At 31.0% G+C, this 18,304-nt stretch carries 17 protein-coding genes; all 17 read left to right on the top strand.

Annotated elements, in window-relative coordinates; genetic code table 11:
* The 17 genes from fliT (at position 1) to fliJ (ending at position 18,301) form a co-directional block, all read left to right on the top strand.
* Positions 1 to 339 carry a flagellar protein FliT gene (gene fliT / locus J3477_RS07425; protein WP_206869075.1) on the top strand — a complete coding sequence of 113 codons (339 nt, stop codon included), beginning with the start codon at positions 1 to 3 and terminating at the stop codon, positions 337 to 339.
* A 15-nt stretch (positions 340 to 354) separates the two neighbouring features.
* Entirely contained in the window at positions 355 to 2,223 is a 1,869-nt protein-coding gene (gene fliD / locus J3477_RS07420; RefSeq protein WP_206869074.1) for a flagellar filament capping protein FliD, read from the top strand.
* Between the two features lie 674 nt (positions 2,224 to 2,897).
* Positions 2,898 to 4,148 carry a flagellin N-terminal helical domain-containing protein gene (locus tag J3477_RS07415; protein WP_206869073.1) on the top strand — a complete coding sequence of 417 codons (1,251 nt, stop codon included), beginning with the start codon at positions 2,898 to 2,900 and terminating at the stop codon, positions 4,146 to 4,148.
* Positions 4,149 to 4,417: 269 nt separating this feature from the next.
* Entirely contained in the window at positions 4,418 to 4,594 is a 177-nt protein-coding gene (locus J3477_RS07410) for a carbon storage regulator (RefSeq protein ID WP_206869072.1), read from the top strand.
* 106 nt (positions 4,595 to 4,700) lie between these two features.
* A complete protein-coding gene (locus tag J3477_RS07405; protein WP_206869071.1) occupies positions 4,701 to 5,951 on the top strand; it encodes a flagellin N-terminal helical domain-containing protein in 1,251 nt (416 codons plus the stop codon).
* A gap of 118 nt (positions 5,952 to 6,069) precedes the next feature.
* Positions 6,070 to 8,160 carry a glycosyltransferase family 2 protein gene (locus tag J3477_RS07400; RefSeq protein WP_206869070.1) on the top strand — a complete coding sequence of 697 codons (2,091 nt, stop codon included), beginning with the start codon at positions 6,070 to 6,072 and terminating at the stop codon, positions 8,158 to 8,160.
* Between the two features lie 199 nt (positions 8,161 to 8,359).
* Positions 8,360 to 9,814, top strand: a complete 1,455-nt coding sequence (locus J3477_RS07395; protein WP_206869068.1) for a nucleoside-diphosphate sugar epimerase/dehydratase — start codon at positions 8,360 to 8,362, stop codon at positions 9,812 to 9,814.
* A gap of 424 nt (positions 9,815 to 10,238) precedes the next feature.
* Complete coding sequence (locus tag J3477_RS07390) at positions 10,239 to 10,556, top strand: hypothetical protein (protein ID WP_206869065.1); 318 nt, start codon at positions 10,239 to 10,241, stop codon at positions 10,554 to 10,556.
* Positions 10,557 to 10,763: 207 nt separating this feature from the next.
* Positions 10,764 to 11,624, top strand: coding sequence for a flagellin N-terminal helical domain-containing protein (locus tag J3477_RS07385; protein WP_206869064.1), 861 nt, complete (start codon positions 10,764 to 10,766; stop codon positions 11,622 to 11,624).
* 432 nt (positions 11,625 to 12,056) lie between these two features.
* Entirely contained in the window at positions 12,057 to 12,455 is a 399-nt protein-coding gene (flgB, locus tag J3477_RS07380; protein ID WP_206869062.1) for a flagellar basal body rod protein FlgB, read from the top strand.
* 6 nt (positions 12,456 to 12,461) lie between these two features.
* Complete coding sequence (flgC, locus tag J3477_RS07375) at positions 12,462 to 12,869, top strand: flagellar basal body rod protein FlgC (protein WP_206869060.1); 408 nt, start codon at positions 12,462 to 12,464, stop codon at positions 12,867 to 12,869.
* 12 nt (positions 12,870 to 12,881) lie between these two features.
* Positions 12,882 to 13,187, top strand: a complete 306-nt coding sequence (fliE, locus tag J3477_RS07370; protein ID WP_206869058.1) for a flagellar hook-basal body complex protein FliE — start codon at positions 12,882 to 12,884, stop codon at positions 13,185 to 13,187.
* Between the two features lie 18 nt (positions 13,188 to 13,205).
* Entirely contained in the window at positions 13,206 to 14,777 is a 1,572-nt protein-coding gene (gene fliF, locus J3477_RS07365) for a flagellar basal-body MS-ring/collar protein FliF (RefSeq protein ID WP_206869057.1), read from the top strand.
* Positions 14,778 to 14,780: 3 nt separating this feature from the next.
* A complete protein-coding gene (gene fliG, locus J3477_RS07360; RefSeq protein ID WP_183278485.1) occupies positions 14,781 to 15,797 on the top strand; it encodes a flagellar motor switch protein FliG in 1,017 nt (338 codons plus the stop codon).
* Positions 15,781 to 16,530, top strand: coding sequence for a FliH/SctL family protein (locus J3477_RS07355; protein WP_206869056.1), 750 nt, complete (start codon positions 15,781 to 15,783; stop codon positions 16,528 to 16,530). Before fliG ends, J3477_RS07355 begins: the two co-directional genes overlap by 17 nt.
* 13 nt (positions 16,531 to 16,543) lie before the next feature.
* Positions 16,544 to 17,854, top strand: coding sequence for a flagellar protein export ATPase FliI (gene fliI / locus J3477_RS07350; protein ID WP_284691984.1), 1,311 nt, complete (start codon positions 16,544 to 16,546; stop codon positions 17,852 to 17,854).
* 6 nt (positions 17,855 to 17,860) lie between these two features.
* Positions 17,861 to 18,301, top strand: coding sequence for a flagellar export protein FliJ (gene fliJ, locus J3477_RS07345; RefSeq protein ID WP_206869054.1), 441 nt, complete (start codon positions 17,861 to 17,863; stop codon positions 18,299 to 18,301).
* Positions 18,302 to 18,304: the final 3 nt, after the last annotated feature.

The raw sequence follows: 18,304 nt of genomic DNA, 5'->3' as shown, positions 1-18,304 counted from the left end.
ATGAGTTCCTTGAGAGAAATACTATCAGATTATAGGGAACTAACTGATAAGTTGATTTTATCTATAGAAGAAGAATCGGAAGAAAACTTTCTTAGACTATTAGAAGCTAAACAAGATTTAATTGATTCAATTAATGAAATTGGGTATGATTCAAAAATGTTTAGTGAAATTTCTAAAGAACTAGGATTGCTAGAGCAAGATAAAAAGCTACATCAGATTATTGAAGAGAAAAAGCTTTCTATTAAGGAAGAGATAAAGAAAATTAATGATAAAAAGAATGCGACTAATGCATATAATAATACTTATAAAGGTTTTAACCTAATAAACAAAAAGATTTAGAATGGAGGGATTTTCTTGAATATATCAGGAGCGTCTGGTAGTAGCAGCAGTACTACCGATTACACCAGAATAACAGGACTTGCCAGTGGATTGGATGTTGATGGGCTAGTAAAACAAGCTTTAAGTGCCGATCAAACAAAAATAGATAAGGTGAAGCAGGATTCTCAATATGTTCAGTGGCAACAAGAGGCTTATGTAGGATATATAAAAGACCTTAAGGATTTTGCGAGCTCTTTTGACATACTACAAACAGATAACATGATGACTTCATCAACCTATACCGGAACTTCAGTTTCCAGCGTTATGGCATCTACAGGTGTAGCTGGAGATAATTACTTAACGGCATCTACATATCCAGGAGCAGTAAAGGGAAACTATCAAGTTAAGATAAATAGTTTGGCTCAAACTGCAAAAAGTCAAAGTTATTTTAATACTTTAAATTCAACTTCTTCTAATCCAACAGATTGGAGTGGACAGCAATTATCTTTTACAGTAGGGGCTGATCCTACAGTTAGGACTATTACATTAGGTAATTTTACTGGTGCAAATGTAATGGATGATGTAATCGCTGACTTAAACAATAAGATTAGTGCTAATCCAAGTTTAGCTGGGCAGATAAGTGCTGGTAAGGATTCAACAGGAAAGTTGAATATATCATCAACCTCTAATAGTGATATAACATATGTAGGTAATGCAGGTGGAGATTTAATTTCCACAAGTAATAAAACGCTTAAGACCTATACAGGTGATACAAAGCTATCGGATTTAGGTATAAATTCAGGTTCTTTTACTATTTCTATCAGTGGGCAAGACTTTAATGTAACAGTTGATAGTACGAAGACAATAAGTCAATTTGAAAGTGATATGCAAAATATTAAGTCGGGAAATACACCGATAACTCAATATTTTAACATTAACTTTAGTGATTTGACTAAGAAACTAACTATAGAGACTAAAAACACAGGTTCAACAAATAATTTTACTATAAAAGCTGATACTACTGGAAATGCTACAGCTATATTAGGGATAAATGGATCCTATACTGGACAAGATGCTAGTGTGTCAATTAAAGCTCCTGGAGAAGCAAACTTTACTCAAGTGACTAAGGGATCAAATAGCTTTACTTTGGATAATGTTACTTACAATTTGCAAAATGCTACAGCAGGAGATACTGTTAATTTAAATGTAAAAGCTGATGCTTCTTCTGCAGTTGATAAATTTAAAAAGTTTATAGATAAGTATAATGCTTTAATAGATAAAATAAATACAAGCATAACTCAAAAGAAAAACTATGATTATAAACCTTTAACAGACGCTCAAAAGTCTTCAATGACAGCAGATCAAATAACTGCTTGGGAGACTAAGGCTAAGGAAGGTATATTAAGAAGAGATGATACTTTAAGTAATTTGGTTTCAAGTATGAGACAAGCAGTTTATGATGCAGTTAGCGGTGCAGGAATAAGTATAACTGATATTGGTATAACAACTACTTCTAACTACATGGATGGTGGTAAATTAAAAATAGATGAAACTAAGTTAAAGGCTGCAATTGAGCAAAAAGGCGATTTGGTTAAAAACTTGTTTACTAAATCTGGTACTACTAATAGTGATAAGGGAATATTCCAAAGATTTAAGGATGTTTTAAACAATGTGGCAGGAACTGACGGTACTTTAATTAAAAAAGCTGGTTATATAAATACTAGATGGGTAAGTCAAAATGATTTATCTAAGAGTATAGCTCAAAAAACTCAAAAGATAAAAGATATGCAGGAAACTATGAAAGCAAAACAGCAACATCTTTATAATATGTATTCTACTCTTGAGAGTAATTTAAATAAATTAAATTCTCAAAGTAGTTGGCTTACATCGCAAATGAGCGGTTAAAGGTTAGAAGATACTAATAGTATCTTCTTTTTTATTTTGACACTGCTAAAGTACTATGCTGAAATTAAATATAACCTTTATATTAAAGATTATCATTAAATAAGTTTTTATAAAAAAACTATAAAGTGTTGTTTGAAGTTAACGATTAATATAGTATAAAGATAAAAAATATTAATAAACAGAAGTTGTTAATTAATGTAATTATCTGAAAATTTATAAGAAGAGCAAAATCTTATAAAAGAGTTTAAAGAAGTAGTAAAGTATCACAGAAATGCAACGATAATAAAATACAAAGATAAAAAATATTAATAAACAAAGATTGTTAATTGATATAATTATCTGAAACTTTATAAGAAGAACAAAATCTTATAAAAAAAGTTTAAAGAAGTTGTAAAGTATCACAGAAATGCAACGATAATAAAGTATAAAGATAAAAAATATTAATAAACAAGGATTGTTAATTAATATAATTATCTGAAACTTTATAAGAAGTAACAAAATCTTATAAAAATATTTTAAAAAAGTAGTAAAGTATCACAAAAACCTAACGATAATAAAGCATAAGGGTGATAAACACTACTTAAAAGATCTTAATATGTTAGTAAGTTCAAAGAACTTAACTATAAATAAAAATTGGACATGGATGTCCGTTAAAAATCAGGGAGGGTTTTATAATGATAATCAATCACAATTTAGCAGGTAACAATGCAATTAGACAAATGAATACTAACTCAACAAATGCTAGTAAGTCTATGCAAAAGCTTTCTTCAGGTCTTAGAATAAATGGAGCTTCAGATGATGCAGCAGGATTAGCAATATCAGAAAAAATGAGAGGCCAAATAAGAGGTCTTGATCAAGCATCAAGCAATGCTCAAGATGGTATCTCTATGGTACAAACAGCTGAAGGTGCATTAAATGAAACAACATCAATTCTTCAAAGAATGAGAGAACTTTCAGTTCAATCAGCTAATGATACATCTACTAACGATGATAGAACTGCTATCCAATCAGAAATGGGACAATTAGAAAATGAAATTGATAGAATAGGTAACACAACTCAATTCAACACTAAGAACCTTTTAGATGGATCAATGGGTAAGGCTGTAAACACAGCAGTAGCTAACATAAACACAAGTGATGTATTAAAGACTGGTGGTGCAGCAGCAGCAGCAGCTGATACTTTAGTAGGATTACAAGATAAGAATGGTAACAGCTTAGGAATCACTGCAACTGATACAGTTACAATATCATATGTTAAGGGCGGAACTACAGTTTCAAATACTTTTACAGCAGCAGCACTTACTGTAGCAGCTCTTGGAACTACTGATGGAACAACAGCAAATACTGACTATGCAGTAGCTGCTAATGCAAATGGATCAATGAGTGTTACAGCTGCAACAGCTGGTATATCAAACGCTGTTGAAGGATTTACTGTATCAGTAAAAGATTCAGCAGGAAATACAAAAACTGCAGCAACAAATGCATTATCTTCATTCGCTGAAACAACTTCAGCTGCAGATGTAAGAACAGATGGAAGTGCAACACTTCAAATAGGTGCAAACACTAACCAAAGCTTAAGTATTGATATCAACGATATGAGATCATCAGCTCTAGGAGTATCAGGACTTCAAGTTACTACTCAAAACCAAGCTAACGTAGCTATCAAAGTTATAGATAACGCTACACAAAAGGTATCAGCAGAAAGAGCTAAATTAGGTGCTTACCAAAACAGATTAGAGCACACAATCAATAACTTAGGAACTTCAAGTGAAAACTTAACATCAGCTGAATCAAGAATAAGAGACGTTGATATGGCTAAAGAAATGTCTACATTCTCTAAGAACAACATTCTTAGCCAGGCTGCTCAAGCTATGCTTGCACAAGCTAACCAACAACCACAACAAGTTCTTCAATTATTAAGATAATAGAGTAAAGTATTTAGTAAGTTTTATATTTAAGAGTCAGAGATTTAGGTCTCTGACTCTATATTAAAAAAATATAAAAAAACTTAAAAAAATTTCAAAAAAAGTATAAAGTTTATCTTTAGATATACGAATTAATAAATATAAAGTGAAAATTACATAAATACAATTAATAATCATGGATGATTAATAGACTTATCTCATTTTGCAGGAGGCAAAGGGTAGATAAGTATATTAATCATCCGTTTTTTGCGATTTCAAGGAGGAAGAGTATGTTAGTATTAGGCAGGAAGCCAGGGGAATATGTAGTGATAGGTGATAATATCACTGTAAAGGTAGTGAAAAGCGAAAACGGAGATTTAAGACTTGCAATTGACGCTCCTAGAGATATAAAAATCACAAGAGGTGAAGTTTGGGAGCAAGAACATAAAAATGGACAAGCAATATAAAAATAAATAATGTAAACTCATTAGGTAGTAATGCCATCAAGGCTTTAACTATAAATAAATACAGTGGAAAAGGATGTCCACTTTAAAATCAGGGAGGGAATTTACTATGATAATTAATCACAACTTAGCAGGTAATAATGCTATAAGACAAATGAACACAAACTCAACTAATGCTAGCAAGTCTATGCAAAAGCTTTCTTCAGGTCTTAGAATCAATGGAGCTTCAGATGATGCAGCAGGATTAGCAATATCAGAAAAAATGAGAGGCCAAATAAGAGGTCTTGATCAAGCATCAAGCAATGCTCAAGATGGTATCTCAATGGTACAAACAGCTGAAGGTGCATTAAATGAAACAACTTCAATTCTTCAAAGAATGAGAGAACTTTCAGTTCAATCATCTAATGATACTTCAACTAACGATGATAGAACAGCTATCCAATCAGAAATGGGTCAATTAGAAAATGAAATTGATAGAATAGGTAACACAACTCAATTCAACACTAAGAACCTTTTAGATGGATCAATGGGTAAGGCTGTAAATGCATCAGTTGCAAACGTAAATACTAGTGCAGTATTAAAGACAGGTGCTGCAGTTCCAATAGCTGCTATGACTGTAACTCTAGGTACATTAGAAGATTCTAATGGAAATAACTTAGGTATTCAAGCAGGAGATTCATTAACATTATCTTATGTTAAGAATGGTACTACAGTAACAACATCATTAGCAGGAAATGTTGCTGCAACAACAGCTCTTTCAGATGTAAGTTCATTACTAGGAGCAGATGGAGCATTAACTATAAGTGGTGGTGCTTTAGTTGCAACAGCAGCTACTGCAGGTGTTGCAGGTGCTATAGAAGGTCTTACTATAACAGTTAAGGATGCTTCAGGAAACACAAGAACAGCAGCTACAAATGGTTTATCTTCATTTAAAGAAACTACTTCAGCTGCAGATGTAAGAGCTGATGGAAGTGCTACACTACAAATAGGTGCTAACACTAACCAAAACTTAACAATAGACATAAATGATATGAGATCAGCTGCTTTAGGAGTTGCAGGTTTACAAGTTAATACTCAAACTCAAGCAAACGTTGCTATAAAAGTTATAGACAATGCTACTCAAAAGGTTTCTGCTGAAAGAGCTAAACTTGGTGCTTACCAAAACAGATTAGAACACACTATCAACAACTTAGGAACTTCATCTGAAAACTTAACTTCAGCTGAATCAAGAATAAGAGACGTTGATATGGCTAAAGAAATGTCTAACTTCTCTAAGAACAACATTCTTAGCCAGGCTGCTCAAGCTATGCTTGCTCAAGCTAACCAACAACCACAACAAGTTCTTCAATTATTAAGATAATTAATATAAAGTAAGAACGAGAGAGTCAGAGAATATCTTTTCTCTGGCTCTTTTATTAAATTAATGATATATTTTCATAAGTATGTATTATTAATTTAATAAACTATGTGGGGGTGCAATGGTGAGTATAAAGGTAAGTGTATGTATAATGATTAAAAATGAAGAAAAGAATTTATATAGATGCCTAAAAAGTATACAACCAATTCTAGATGCTGGGATTGGTGAATTGATAATAGTTGATACTGGATCAGAAGATTCATCTATTGATATAGCTAAGCAGTATACGGATAGGATATATGAGCACAAATGGACAAATGATTTTGCGGAAATGAGAAATATAACTATTTCATATGCTGTTGGAGAATGGGTTTTTATAATCGATGCAGACGAAGAAATAGAGAACCCAGATGATTTAGTAAAGCTTTTGACTCAGGATTTAGCTGGGTATAATACAATAAGAATTAATCTTAAGAATTATCTTACTACGAACAATAAGGAAAGTGAAAACTCTTATAATGTTTGTGCTCTAGATAGATTGTTTAGAAAAACTAATGACTTCAAATTTGTAGGGAAAATTCATGAGCAGCCAAAATCTAAACCTATGGTACTATTTAGTGATGTTTTTGTGGGACATTATGGATATATATGGGAAGATGAGGAGTTTACTAGATATAAATGTGAGAGAAACTGTACCTTGCTTATAAGTGAAATTGAGAAAGACCCTGATAATGTGTATCTAAATTTTCAACTAGCGGCTTCATATTCAACGGTTGATATTGAAAAAAGTCTATACCAAATAAGGAAGACATATGGATTGGTGAAAAAAGTCTCTTTGGTGGAAAAGCAAAGGTATCTGTATATATATAATTTATATGGGAGAATAGCTGTTGGATTAAGAAAATACAGTGAGGCTATTGAAATATGTTCTGAAGGCTTAAGTGTTAATAGTGATTATATAGATTTGTATTTTATTATTGGAATCTGCTATAAAAATTTGAGTGCATTTGATAATGCGCTAATTTATTTAAATAAATTTTTAGAATGTAAAAACAACTTCGGTAAAACTCAATTATCTAAGAATTCTACAGTTGCGATTTACTATAATAATGAAGGATCTGGCCAATTGGCTTTATATAATATCTGTCTTATATATTTAGAGTTGAAGGAATTCGATGAATTAGTTAAATATATTGAAAAAATGAAAACAGGAGATCTTAAGGCTTCAATAATAGTGGAATTGTTTGAATATGAAGAATATGAAAAAATATTTTTTAATTATTTTTATGAAATATTCAATGATTTAGATATGAGAAAAGCTTTTGTAGGATCACTAGAAGTGAAGAGGACAAAAGAAGATGTGAAATCTTTGTTTTCAAAAAAGATAATTAAATTTTATAATAACTTTGGTTTAGAGTATGATGAATATTATCTGTTAAATTTGACTAGAAATAGCATTGAAGAGAGCGTGTTTTTACCACAGGAAAGTTTTTATGCTATAAAGAAGCTCGATTATGATATGTTGCCTGATTATTATGGAGATATATTATTGTACATTATAGAGTTTGATTTGAACTTAAGCAGCATTAAAAATTATCTTAGTATAATTGATTTAATAAGATTTATGAGTTATATACTTGAAAACTACAAGTCTAAAAAGGTATATAATTCGATAGTTAATTATCTATATAAGTATAATGATGAAGGATATTTAGGATATTGGATTGCAATTGCTAGTAATTTGCTACTTAGTGATAAGTTAGAAGATAAAGATTATATAACATTATTTGATATGTATATGCCTAAAGGAATAAGCTATATACATAAATTATACAATCCCATTATCTTCAATGAGGATTTACAGGATAATATAACAAACCTTGAGCATAGGTTTTTTATGTATTTAGAAAAGGCTGAAAATAATAAACAAGATACTGCTAAATATATACTATACTTAAGGAAAGCATTGAAAGTATTCCCTATGAAAAAGGCTATAGAAAATAAACTTAAAGATATAAAGGAAAAACAGAATCAGGAAAATATGAGCTTTGAGCATAAAGATGAATTAATTGAGTACAAAAAAATATTTAAGAGAAATATTAAAGTTTTAATAGAAGCTCAAAAGTTGGATGAAGCGAAGAGTTTTATTGAAGAATTCTTGAAATTATTTCCAGACGATTCGGAAATTATGGCGCTTGAGTATAACTTATAAAATTATATTATTATTGAGTAGGGGTTATAATTATTACATTAAGCTAATAGGTGAACTTATAGTGTACTTTGAGGAGTATATTATGCTTAAAAAAGATATTAAAAATAAGAACTAAGCGTAATATTATAAAATCGTTAGCAGATATTCCTTTTAAATAATAAAACGTAAAGCTCGAAGTTATCGTAGAAAGGAAAAAAGATTGGTTAATTTTATAGAGATTGAAATGATAGCTAAGAATATTAATATTATTATTAATATGACAAGTGAAAAAATAGATGATGATCCATATTCTAAAGAGGTTATTGATACAATAAATTCTTTAATTAGTGCTTTTGTTCATTTAAATAATGAAATGAACCTTGTTTTTTTACAATATCCCAAAAGTAATTTAAATGAAGACATGAATGAAATAGCTAATAATTTTGAAGAATTGATTAAGTGTTATGAATCAAGAGAGAGTATTTTAATTAAAGATATATTCATGAATAAATTAGTATTGAAATTTAATGTATTATATAAAAATTTAAGTGAATTTTTTTCTAATATCACTGGAGTAAAAAAAATAATAGTTATTGGAGTAAATAAATTATCTAATAAAATAGGGAGTTTAATAGACAAGGGAAAATATGAAATAATTGCGTTTATTAGTGATGATGTTGAATTAAGAGGAAAATGGTTAAATGGCATTCCTATCCATGGAAGTGAAGAATCTAAATGGATTAAATATGATTATGTAATAAGCGCAAGTAACTCCAATTGGCATTTACAAGAAAATAATTCTATTAATATCTATGATTATATAAAAAGATATTATGACTATGAAATTTATAGAGCTTATGATTATTACGTTAAATGTAAAGGGTCACTTGATTCATTTGTAACAGGAATATCCTATGCAGAGGTTGCAATAAATACGCAACAGTTACCATACAACATAATAAATCTAGCAGTTTCTAGCCAAGATTTATTTTATGATTATGAATGGGCGAAAATGGTGTTAAATAATAACGAAATAGCGAAAAACATAAAGTTTGCAATTATAGGACTGAGTTATTATAGCTTTGAATACGACCTTTCTAAGAGCAACTTTAAGGATCGGGTATATATGTATTATTCAATATTTAAAACTTGTCATAGTCATCCTTATTATGATGAGATAATTAAAAGTTATAATAAATTTCACAAGGTTGCATCAAAGATATTCAAAAGGGATTACATGGATTCAATTTATAGTCTATTGAAAGAAAATAGCGATTCTTTATGGGAAAGTTTGGTTAGCGGAGTTATGGATGAAGAAGTAATTGAAAGGGATAAATGGATGGTTGAAAAAGATTGTGATAAAAATTATCCATTAACAGTTGAAGAAAATACTATGATTCTTAAAAAGTATTTATCATTACTTAAATCAAAAGAAATTAAACCTATTGTAGTTATATGCCCAGTAAGTAAGCATTATTATTCAAAGTTTTCGCCTAGAATAAAGGCTGAGTTTATTGACATTATGAATAAAATTAAAAACGAATTTGATATAGAAGTACTTGATTATTTTGAATCTAAAGAATTCACAGATCAAGATTTCTATAATGTATCTCACTTGAATAAAGATGGTGCTAAAAAATTTACAAAACTATTGAATGATAGTATAAAAATTTGAAGTTATAAAATATACATTAACTTGGCGACTGAGTTTTTTGACTTTTTATTAGATTAATGTAGGGGAACGCCAATGAATATTTTGTGTGTCATAACAGCAATTTCGGTGTAGCTTAAGTTATCTTTGTATTCAAAAAAATTATTAAAGAAATTGTGGAATAATAGTGGAAGGGATAGTGATGAAGCTATTCCTTTTTTTATGTTGTAGAATCTTTATTAACATTCTTAATACTGAAAACCAATTATTGGGAAAGTTTTTATCTATATGCGAACTATATAGCAATTAATTCTAAAGTAATCAGAAAAAAGCACGATAAAATACCATAGAATGATTATATAGTAATAAAATGGATTGTAGGATGTTTACTACTTTAGTGTAGACATTTGATATATTATATAATTCAAACGGAATAGAGGTGAGTCCCATGTATTTTGATGAATATATTGTTTTAAGAAAAGATGATGTTGAAAAAATAAAAAATAAACTCAATATATTAAAGCTTCTGGTAGAAGATCCTTATGCAAAAGAAAAGGTAGAAGAGGTTCTTGGTATTGTAAATACGGATCAGTCAAAGAGTGAAAGTAAATCAATAGATGAAGTTATTTATAATAAAATGAAAGAAACCAAAAGCACTAATCCAGAATTAAGTGCTGACTTATATGTGATATATAGAAAGCTTCAAGAAAAGAAGATAAATCCAGCAGAAGCTATACGATTATATAAAATCTACATAAGTGATTAGAGGGGTTATAGAAGTTTGAACAAATATAGAGCAATATTAAATTTAAGCTAAAGTAATCTAATAACTTAGACGATATAAATATATATAAGTTTTGATAAAATTATATTTAGTGGAAGTTTGAAAATTAATTTTAAGTATATGTTGACAGCTTTGTTATAATGAGGCATATTTTGAATAATTATAAAAAATAAGTACGGAGTGATGAAGATGAGATTATATCATAATTTGGCGTCTTTAGATTTATACAGGAATTATAAGAAAGGTTTAGTGGACCAAAATGCTGCTATGGGAAAAATATCTTCTGGTTCAAAACTAAATTCTTCTAAAGAAAATCCTAACGCTATCGGTAGAAGTGAGCTTATTAGAATGCAGATAAGAGGCACTGATGCAGCTAGCAAGAACGTACAGGACGGGGTGTCCATAATGCAGACGGTTGATGGCGCATTGAGTTCAGTTAGTGATTCTCTTGTTAGAATGAAAGAACTAACAGTGCAAGGTAGCAGTGGCACTTTGAGTAACGATGACAGGCAGTCAATACAAAAAGAGATAGATCAGCTTAAACAGCATATAAATGAAGTAGGTACTAACACTGAATTTAATGGATTGAAGTTATTGAGCAGTGACTTAGTAACTGACAATAGTAAGCCTTATATGCAAACAATGATGTCTGGTGCCAATGTAGGAGATAATATTGATATTCCAATGTACAATATAAGAGTTGATCTGATTAAAAGCAGTAATGGAAGCGACATAAGTCAATTAGATGTTACTGATCCTAGTAAAAGCAATACCAATCTACAAACAGTAGATGATGCTATTAATCAAATTAATGGGATGAGAAGTAAATATGGAGCACTACAAAACAGATTTGAAACAGCAGCAGATAATTTAAGCAGTAGTAATGAGGTTTTGCAAAGAGCAGATAGTCAACTTAGAGATGCAGATATAGCTCAAGAGATGATGGAATTTTCGAAAAGCGGTATTTTAGTACAATCAGCTACAGCGCTTATGGCTCAGTCAAATAAGTTCCCACAAGATGTTTTAAATGTATTAAGTAGAGTAAAGTAGATACTACAAATTATGTAGTATCTACTTTTTCTTTAATTTAATTTAAGTATGGTAAGAAAATCTAAATTACTCAATAAAATTATAAATTATTTCTGATGACAAAATTCGATATTTTATATATAATCAATTCATGATGACGAACAATTCAAATCAGTTTGAATATTCTGAAAATTATCGCTAAGGTGTATCTTGTAAAAATTTAAATGCACAAATTTAATTATTTTTTACATTTAGTTAAAATTTAATCTAGAAAAATATGAGAAATTGAGATATAATTTTTAACATAAGTAGTTTTATTACAAAAAAGCTTAGTTTATTACAAAAAAGTATATAAAAATTACTTTATTTTTAAAACGTTAATAGTAAAATATAAATAAATAGAAAATATTTTTAAGATTACAGTAAAAAACATTCGAATGGTGGTGGAATTTAATGACGATTAATAGAGTGGATTCAGATAATTATACTTATAATCTTATTAAGAGAGGATTAGACGTTTCTTCATTAAGATCTAAGGTAATCGCTAATAACATGGCAAATATAAATACAGCTGGTTATAAGAGAAGTACAGTTTCTTTTGAAGATACACTTAAAGATGCATCAAGTGATATAGAGAATACAGGATACACTAATGTTGATGAAAATAGCTATGGACAAGTTAAATTGGACAAAGATACATCTTCAAGTATGAGAACAGATGGAAATAATGTAGATTTAGACTCAGAAAAAGTAAATCAAGCGGCTAATACACTGCTTTACAATGCTTTGATAACTCAAGCTAATAATAAGCTTAGTATGACTAGATATGTTATTACTGGTGGTGGGAGGTAATAGATAATGGGAAGTTTGTTCAGTGCTCTAAGAATAAGTGCAAGTGGTTTATCTGCAGAAAGATTAAGATTAGATACGATATCTTCTAATATAGCTAATGCAAATACTACAAGAGGTGAAAATGGTAAGCCTTATGTTAGAAAAGTAGCTGTATTCCAGGAAAACTTAGACGGTGCATTAGGTATGAACGGGGTAAAGGCTGTTGGTATAGAAGAGGACAAGTCACCTCTAAAGAAAGAGTATGATCCTACAAATCCTGAAGCAGATAAAGATGGATATGTAACTATGCCAAACGTAAATATATTAAATGAAATGGCCGATATGATCGCAGCATCAAGATCATATGAAGCTAACGTTGATACTTTAAACGCAGGAAAAAGTATGTTTATGAAAGCTTTAGAAATAGGTAAATAAGGAGAATAAAATATGAGAATAAATAGTTTTGTACCAGATACAAAGGTCTTTGAAAAAGATATAACACAAAATACTCAAGATAATGCTGGAAATGGTGGAGTAAGTTTTCTGGATACATTAAAAGAGAAGTTAAATGAGGTTAATGATCAACAAATACAAGCAAATGATTTAACTGATAAATTAGTAAAAGGCGATAATGTAGATGTACATCAAGTAATGTTATCTACTGAAGAAGCTAAAATGAGTTTAGAATTAGCCGTACAAGTTAGAAATAAGTTATTAGATGCTTATCAAGAAATAAATAGAATGCAGTTGTAATAGATAGGAGTGCTACTAATGAATAAGCTATTAGAGAGCCTTAAAGGTTTTATGGAAAAAATTAAAGCTATGAGTAAAGGTAAAAAGATAGCTTTAGGCATCTCCATTTTAGCTGTGGTGATCGCAATCATAACTTATACTATTATATCCGGTAATAATAAGTACGGAATACTATTTTCTAATTTGGCTGCAGATGATGCTCAAGTTGTTACAACAAAGCTAAAGGCAGACAAAGTTGATATGAAGATATCAGGTAGTAGTATTCTTGTGCCTAAAACTCAAATCGATGAGTTGAGACTGGAACTTGCGCCACAGCTAACAGATGGGAGTAAAGGATACGAACTAATGGATAGTGGTAGCTCCTTCGGTATGACTGATGAGGAGTTCAAATTAAAGAAGTTAAGAATGCAGCAAGGAGAGCTTGAAAAGACAATCAAGAGCTTTAGTGAAATTGAAAGCGCAAGAGTACATATAACCCCTGCTGAAGATTCTGTTTTTGTAAAAGATAAAACACCTGGTAAAGCGTCTGTATATTTGAAACTTAAAACTGGAGCTAAAATATCAAATGACCAAGTTAAAGCTATGGTTTCTTTAGTGTCAGGAGCTACTGAAAATATACCTAAGGAAAACATAGAAGTAGTAGATGATAAAATGAATCTTTTATCAAAGGGTTTATACGACGAAAATGGTCAAGAAGCAGCATCTTCAAGCATTGAAAAGAGACAAGGGGCACAAGCAGATTACGAAAAGAATTTAGAAAAGAACATAGTAGAGCTTTTAGAACCTGTAATAGGTAAGGATAAGGTTAAAGCTAAAGTAAGTGCTACGCTTGATTTAGATTCTAAACAAAAAACTGTAGTAACATATGATCCTAATAAGGTTGTAAATAAACAACAAACAACTAAGCAAACTGGAACTGATAGTAATGGAACTACTTCTCAAAGCCCAGTTGATAACAATTCTTCTAATACAATCGCTGCAACTACTGGGGGACAAAATGTTAGTTCAAATGAATCTCAGAATGTTGAATATTCAGTTGGAAGCACTGAAGAAAAGACCATAAGTGCTCCAGGAGAAGTAAAGAGAGTAACAGCTTCAGTAATAGTTGATGGAAAAATGGACTCTGCAACACAAGATGCTATAAAGAACATAGTTTCAAGCGCAATTGGATTTAAGCAAGATAGAGGAGATGAAATAAATGTCCTTGGAATGAGCTTTGATCCAACAGAAAAAGCAGCAATTCAAAAACAGATAGATCAAATGAATGCTGATGCAGCTAATGAAAAGAAGATGGCTCTTTATAAGACTCTAGGGGTTGCTGGAGCAGCAGCTTTAGTCTTGATAATAGGGATAATATTAGTAATTAGAAGGTTTAGAAAACCAGCTGAGGAAGAAAGACAACATATACTAGATGTAGTTGTGAATGATAGAATAGATCCAAAGGATATAGAGAGATTTGAACCAATTAACTTTGATGTCAATAATGAAAAGACTCATATGGAAAACGAAATTAAAAAATATGCTACTGATAAACCAGAACAAGTAGCTGAGATAATTAAGTCGTGGTTAGCAGAGAATGAGAGGGGATAGGTAATGCCAAGAGAAGGTACTAAATTAACTGGAATGCAAAAAGCAGCTATACTTTTTATCACTCTTGGTCCTGAAGCTTCTGCAGGAATAATTAAGAAGTTACCAGAGAGTGAGATACAAAAGATTACGTATGAGATAGCTAATATCACTTCAGTTAGTGCAGAACAAAGAGAAGAAATATTAAATGAATTTCTTGAAATGAATAAAGCAAGAGATTATATAGTTGAGGGTGGAATGGATTATGCAAGAGTCTTGTTATCAAAGGCTCTTGGACAGCAAAGAGCATCAGAAATTCTGGAGAAAGTAACAGAAGTAACTCAGCAGTATAGACCGTTTTCTATTGCTAGAAAAGCTGATGCACACCAATTACTTAATGTTATTTCAAATGAACACCCTCAAACTATTGCCTTGATTTTATGCTATCTTCAAGCAGAAAAAGCAGCGCAAGTTATAGCGGAATTACCTGAGGAACTACAAAGTGATGTTGCATTTAGAATTGCAAGCATGAACAATACCTCACCTATGGTAATAAAAGAAATTGAGAAGGTTTTAGAAAGTAAATTATCATCTATAGTTAGAACAGAAGTAACTAGCTTAGGTGGAGTTGATACTTTAGTTGATATATTAAATCAGGTTGACAGAACAACTGAAAAGAATATAACTGAAAGCTTAGAAAGAGAAGATGCAGATCTTGCTGAAAAGATTAAGAGCAGCATGTTTGTATTTGAAGATATCATCACTCTTGATGATGTATCAATTCAAAGAATACTTAGAGAAACAGATGCTAAAGAGTTGGCACTGGCGCTTAAGGGTTGTTCAGAAGAAGTGGCAAATGCTATATTTAAAAATCAATCTAAGAGAGCCGCTGCTTCATTAAAAGAAGATATGGAATTCTTAGGACCAGTAAGACTTATGGATGTTGAAAAAGCACAACAAAAGATTGTTTCTATAATTAGAAGATTAGATGAAGCTGGAGAAATAATTCTAGCAAGAGGTGGAGAAGATGCAATCATCCTTTAGTGTTATTAAAAGCAATATTGTAACTTCAGGAAATAGTAGAAAAATAAATACAGATTATGAGCAAAAGAGCCTTATGGAAGAGATGTTTTTGAACGATCCTGAAGAAGCTGCAAGAATGGTTGAAAGTTACAAGAATATTAGTGAAAATATAATAAAAAATGCTCAAATACAAAAAGATGCAATACTAGAAGCCGCATATGTACAAGCTCAAGAATTAGAACGAGAAGCCTATGAAAAAGGTTATAGGCAAGGTACTGAAAATGGCTATGAAGATGGATATAAAGAAGCTTATGAAAAAAACATAGAATTAGCTAAAAATGAAGCTAATTCTATCATAAGCAATGCTAACAATATGCTGTTTTCTGCAAAACAACAATATGAAGCATATCTAGAAGAAAAAAAGGAACAGATCATAAGACTATCAGTGGAAATGACTGAGAAGATATTAAAAGAAAAATTGGGAACGGAGCATGGGCTGGACTCTATAGTTGAGGATGTTATAGCTGAATCTAAGGGAACAAAAACTTTTGTTATTAAATGCAATTCTATACATATCGAATCTGTTAAGGCACAACTTGAACTATGGAAGAGTAGATTTGTTATACAGGGGGAGATTTTTGTTATAGAAGATTCTTCACTTAATCCAGGTAATGCAGTGGTAGAAAAGGAAAACGGAACTGTAAAAGTAGGTATTGATATATCAATGGAAAAGTTAAGAGAGGCACTTCTATAGCAGGAGGTATATGATGATCTCGATTGATTTTGAAGCAATAATCAATAATTTAGATGAAATAAACTTCAATCATTATGAAGGTAGAGTCAAGAAGGTAATAGGTCTTACTATTGAAGTAGAGGGAATTAGGGCTTTTGTAGGAGAACTTTGTACCATATATAATGAAAGAAATAAACCAATAAAATGTGAAGTTGTAGGTTTTAGAGATGATTCCGTTATATTAATGCCCTTAGGTGAGTTAATTGGCATTTCACCAGGATGCAAGGTAGTACCTGAAGGAAGACCCTTAAGTGTTAGATGTAGTGACGAGCTTCTTGGTAAAATGTTAGATGGCTTAGGAATACCTTTTGATGGCAAAGAAATAAATAGTGGAGAATACTATCAGCTTGATAATTCACCTCCTGATCCTATGAGAAGAAGAAGAATTAAGGATGTACTCCCAACTGGAGTAAGAGCAATTGATGGATTTCTAACTTGCGGTGATGGACAAAGAATTGGAATATTTGCAGGTAGTGGAGTTGGTAAAAGTACAACTTTAGGAATGATTGCTAGAGAAGCTGAAGCAGATGTAAATGTAATTGCATTGATAGGGGAAAGAGGAAGAGAAGTTCTTGACTTTATTGAAAAAGATCTTGGCCCTGAAGGTATGAAAAGGTCAGTAGTTATATGTGCTACATCAGATCAGCCAGCGCTTGTAAGATTAAAAGGAGCCTTAACAGCAACTGCAATAGCTGAATATTTTAGAGATAAAGGAAAAAAAGTTATTCTAATGATGGACTCGGTAACTAGATTTGCAATGGCACAAAGAGAAGTTGGTCTAGCGATTGGAGAGCCGCCAGCTACTAAAGGATATACACCATCTGTTTTCGCAATGCTACCTAAACTCATGGAACGTGCAGGTACCTCAGATAAAGGTTCGATAACAGCTTTCTATACTGTACTTGTTGATGGTGATGACTTTAATGAACCAATTGCTGATGCTGTAAGAGGTATACTTGATGGACATATAGTGCTTTCCAGAGCATTAGCTCATAAAAATCACTATCCTGCTATAGACGTACTAAATTCTGTATCAAGACTTATGCCTACTATAGCAGAAGAGGTTCACAAGGAAGTAAGTTCTTTTGCCAGAGATCTTTTAGCTACATATAAAGAATCAGAGGATTTGATAAATATAGGAGCTTACGTAAGAGGCAGTAACAGAAAAGTGGATATGGCAATTGATTATCATGACTTCATAATAAACTTTTTAAAACAAGGAATAGATGAAAAATCTACATACGAAGAAAGTAAAAATAGACTTATTTCAATGTTTAAAGGATAGGATATCATGGCAAATGGATTTAAGTTTAGTCTTCAAAAAGTTCTAGATATTAGAGTAGAAAAGGAAGAGGAAAGCAAAAGACTTTTTCAAAATACTCAAAGAGAAAAGATAATAATTGAACAAAACATTAAAGAGATGAACGAAAGTTTTGAACAATACAAAAGCATAAAAAGTGGTGAATCAGCAGCTTATCAGAAGATTAAGAGAAATTATTTAAATGCTTTAAGTGTAGGAATACAAAATAAAGAAAAAGAACTTGAGAATAAAGACAAAGAGTTGAACTACAGAAGAGAAGATCTCAAGAAAAAACAGATAGATAAAAAGACTGTTGAAATACTTAAGGAGAAAAGATATGGAGCTTTCATCAAAGAGCTTGATAGACAAGAGCAGATTACAAATGATGAATTTGCTTTATACGCTCACCTTAGGAACATTGAAAGGAGGTGAATA

This window comes from Clostridium zeae (assembly GCF_017312485.1).
GTDB classification, from domain to species: domain Bacteria; phylum Bacillota; class Clostridia; order Clostridiales; family Clostridiaceae; genus Clostridium_AR; species Clostridium_AR zeae.
This window is presented reverse-complemented; position numbering and strand designations above follow the sequence as displayed.

What these genes read in the sequence shown, in the direction of transcription:
- J3477_RS07355 (WP_206869056.1), top strand. Translation starts at nt 15,781, where the DNA reads ATGCAATCATCCTTTAGTGTTATTAAAAGCAATATTGTAACTTCAGGA.
- J3477_RS07400 (WP_206869070.1), top strand. Translation starts at nt 6,070, where the DNA reads ATGGTGAGTATAAAGGTAAGTGTATGTATAATGATTAAAAATGAAGAA.
- J3477_RS07405 (WP_206869071.1), top strand. Translation starts at nt 4,701, where the DNA reads ATGATAATTAATCACAACTTAGCAGGTAATAATGCTATAAGACAAATG.
- J3477_RS07415 (WP_206869073.1), top strand. Translation starts at nt 2,898, where the DNA reads ATGATAATCAATCACAATTTAGCAGGTAACAATGCAATTAGACAAATG.
- fliI (WP_284691984.1), top strand. Translation starts at nt 16,544, where the DNA reads ATGATCTCGATTGATTTTGAAGCAATAATCAATAATTTAGATGAAATA.
- fliE (WP_206869058.1), top strand. Translation starts at nt 12,882, where the DNA reads ATGAGAATAAATAGTTTTGTACCAGATACAAAGGTCTTTGAAAAAGAT.
- J3477_RS07410 (WP_206869072.1), top strand. Translation starts at nt 4,418, where the DNA reads ATGTTAGTATTAGGCAGGAAGCCAGGGGAATATGTAGTGATAGGTGAT.
- J3477_RS07385 (WP_206869064.1), top strand. Translation starts at nt 10,764, where the DNA reads ATGAGATTATATCATAATTTGGCGTCTTTAGATTTATACAGGAATTAT.
- flgC (WP_206869060.1), top strand. Translation starts at nt 12,462, where the DNA reads ATGGGAAGTTTGTTCAGTGCTCTAAGAATAAGTGCAAGTGGTTTATCT.
- J3477_RS07390 (WP_206869065.1), top strand. Translation starts at nt 10,239, where the DNA reads ATGTATTTTGATGAATATATTGTTTTAAGAAAAGATGATGTTGAAAAA.
- fliF (WP_206869057.1), top strand. Translation starts at nt 13,206, where the DNA reads ATGAATAAGCTATTAGAGAGCCTTAAAGGTTTTATGGAAAAAATTAAA.
- fliT (WP_206869075.1), top strand. Translation starts at nt 1, where the DNA reads ATGAGTTCCTTGAGAGAAATACTATCAGATTATAGGGAACTAACTGAT.
- flgB (WP_206869062.1), top strand. Translation starts at nt 12,057, where the DNA reads ATGACGATTAATAGAGTGGATTCAGATAATTATACTTATAATCTTATT.
- fliG (WP_183278485.1), top strand. Translation starts at nt 14,781, where the DNA reads ATGCCAAGAGAAGGTACTAAATTAACTGGAATGCAAAAAGCAGCTATA.
- fliJ (WP_206869054.1), top strand. Translation starts at nt 17,861, where the DNA reads ATGGCAAATGGATTTAAGTTTAGTCTTCAAAAAGTTCTAGATATTAGA.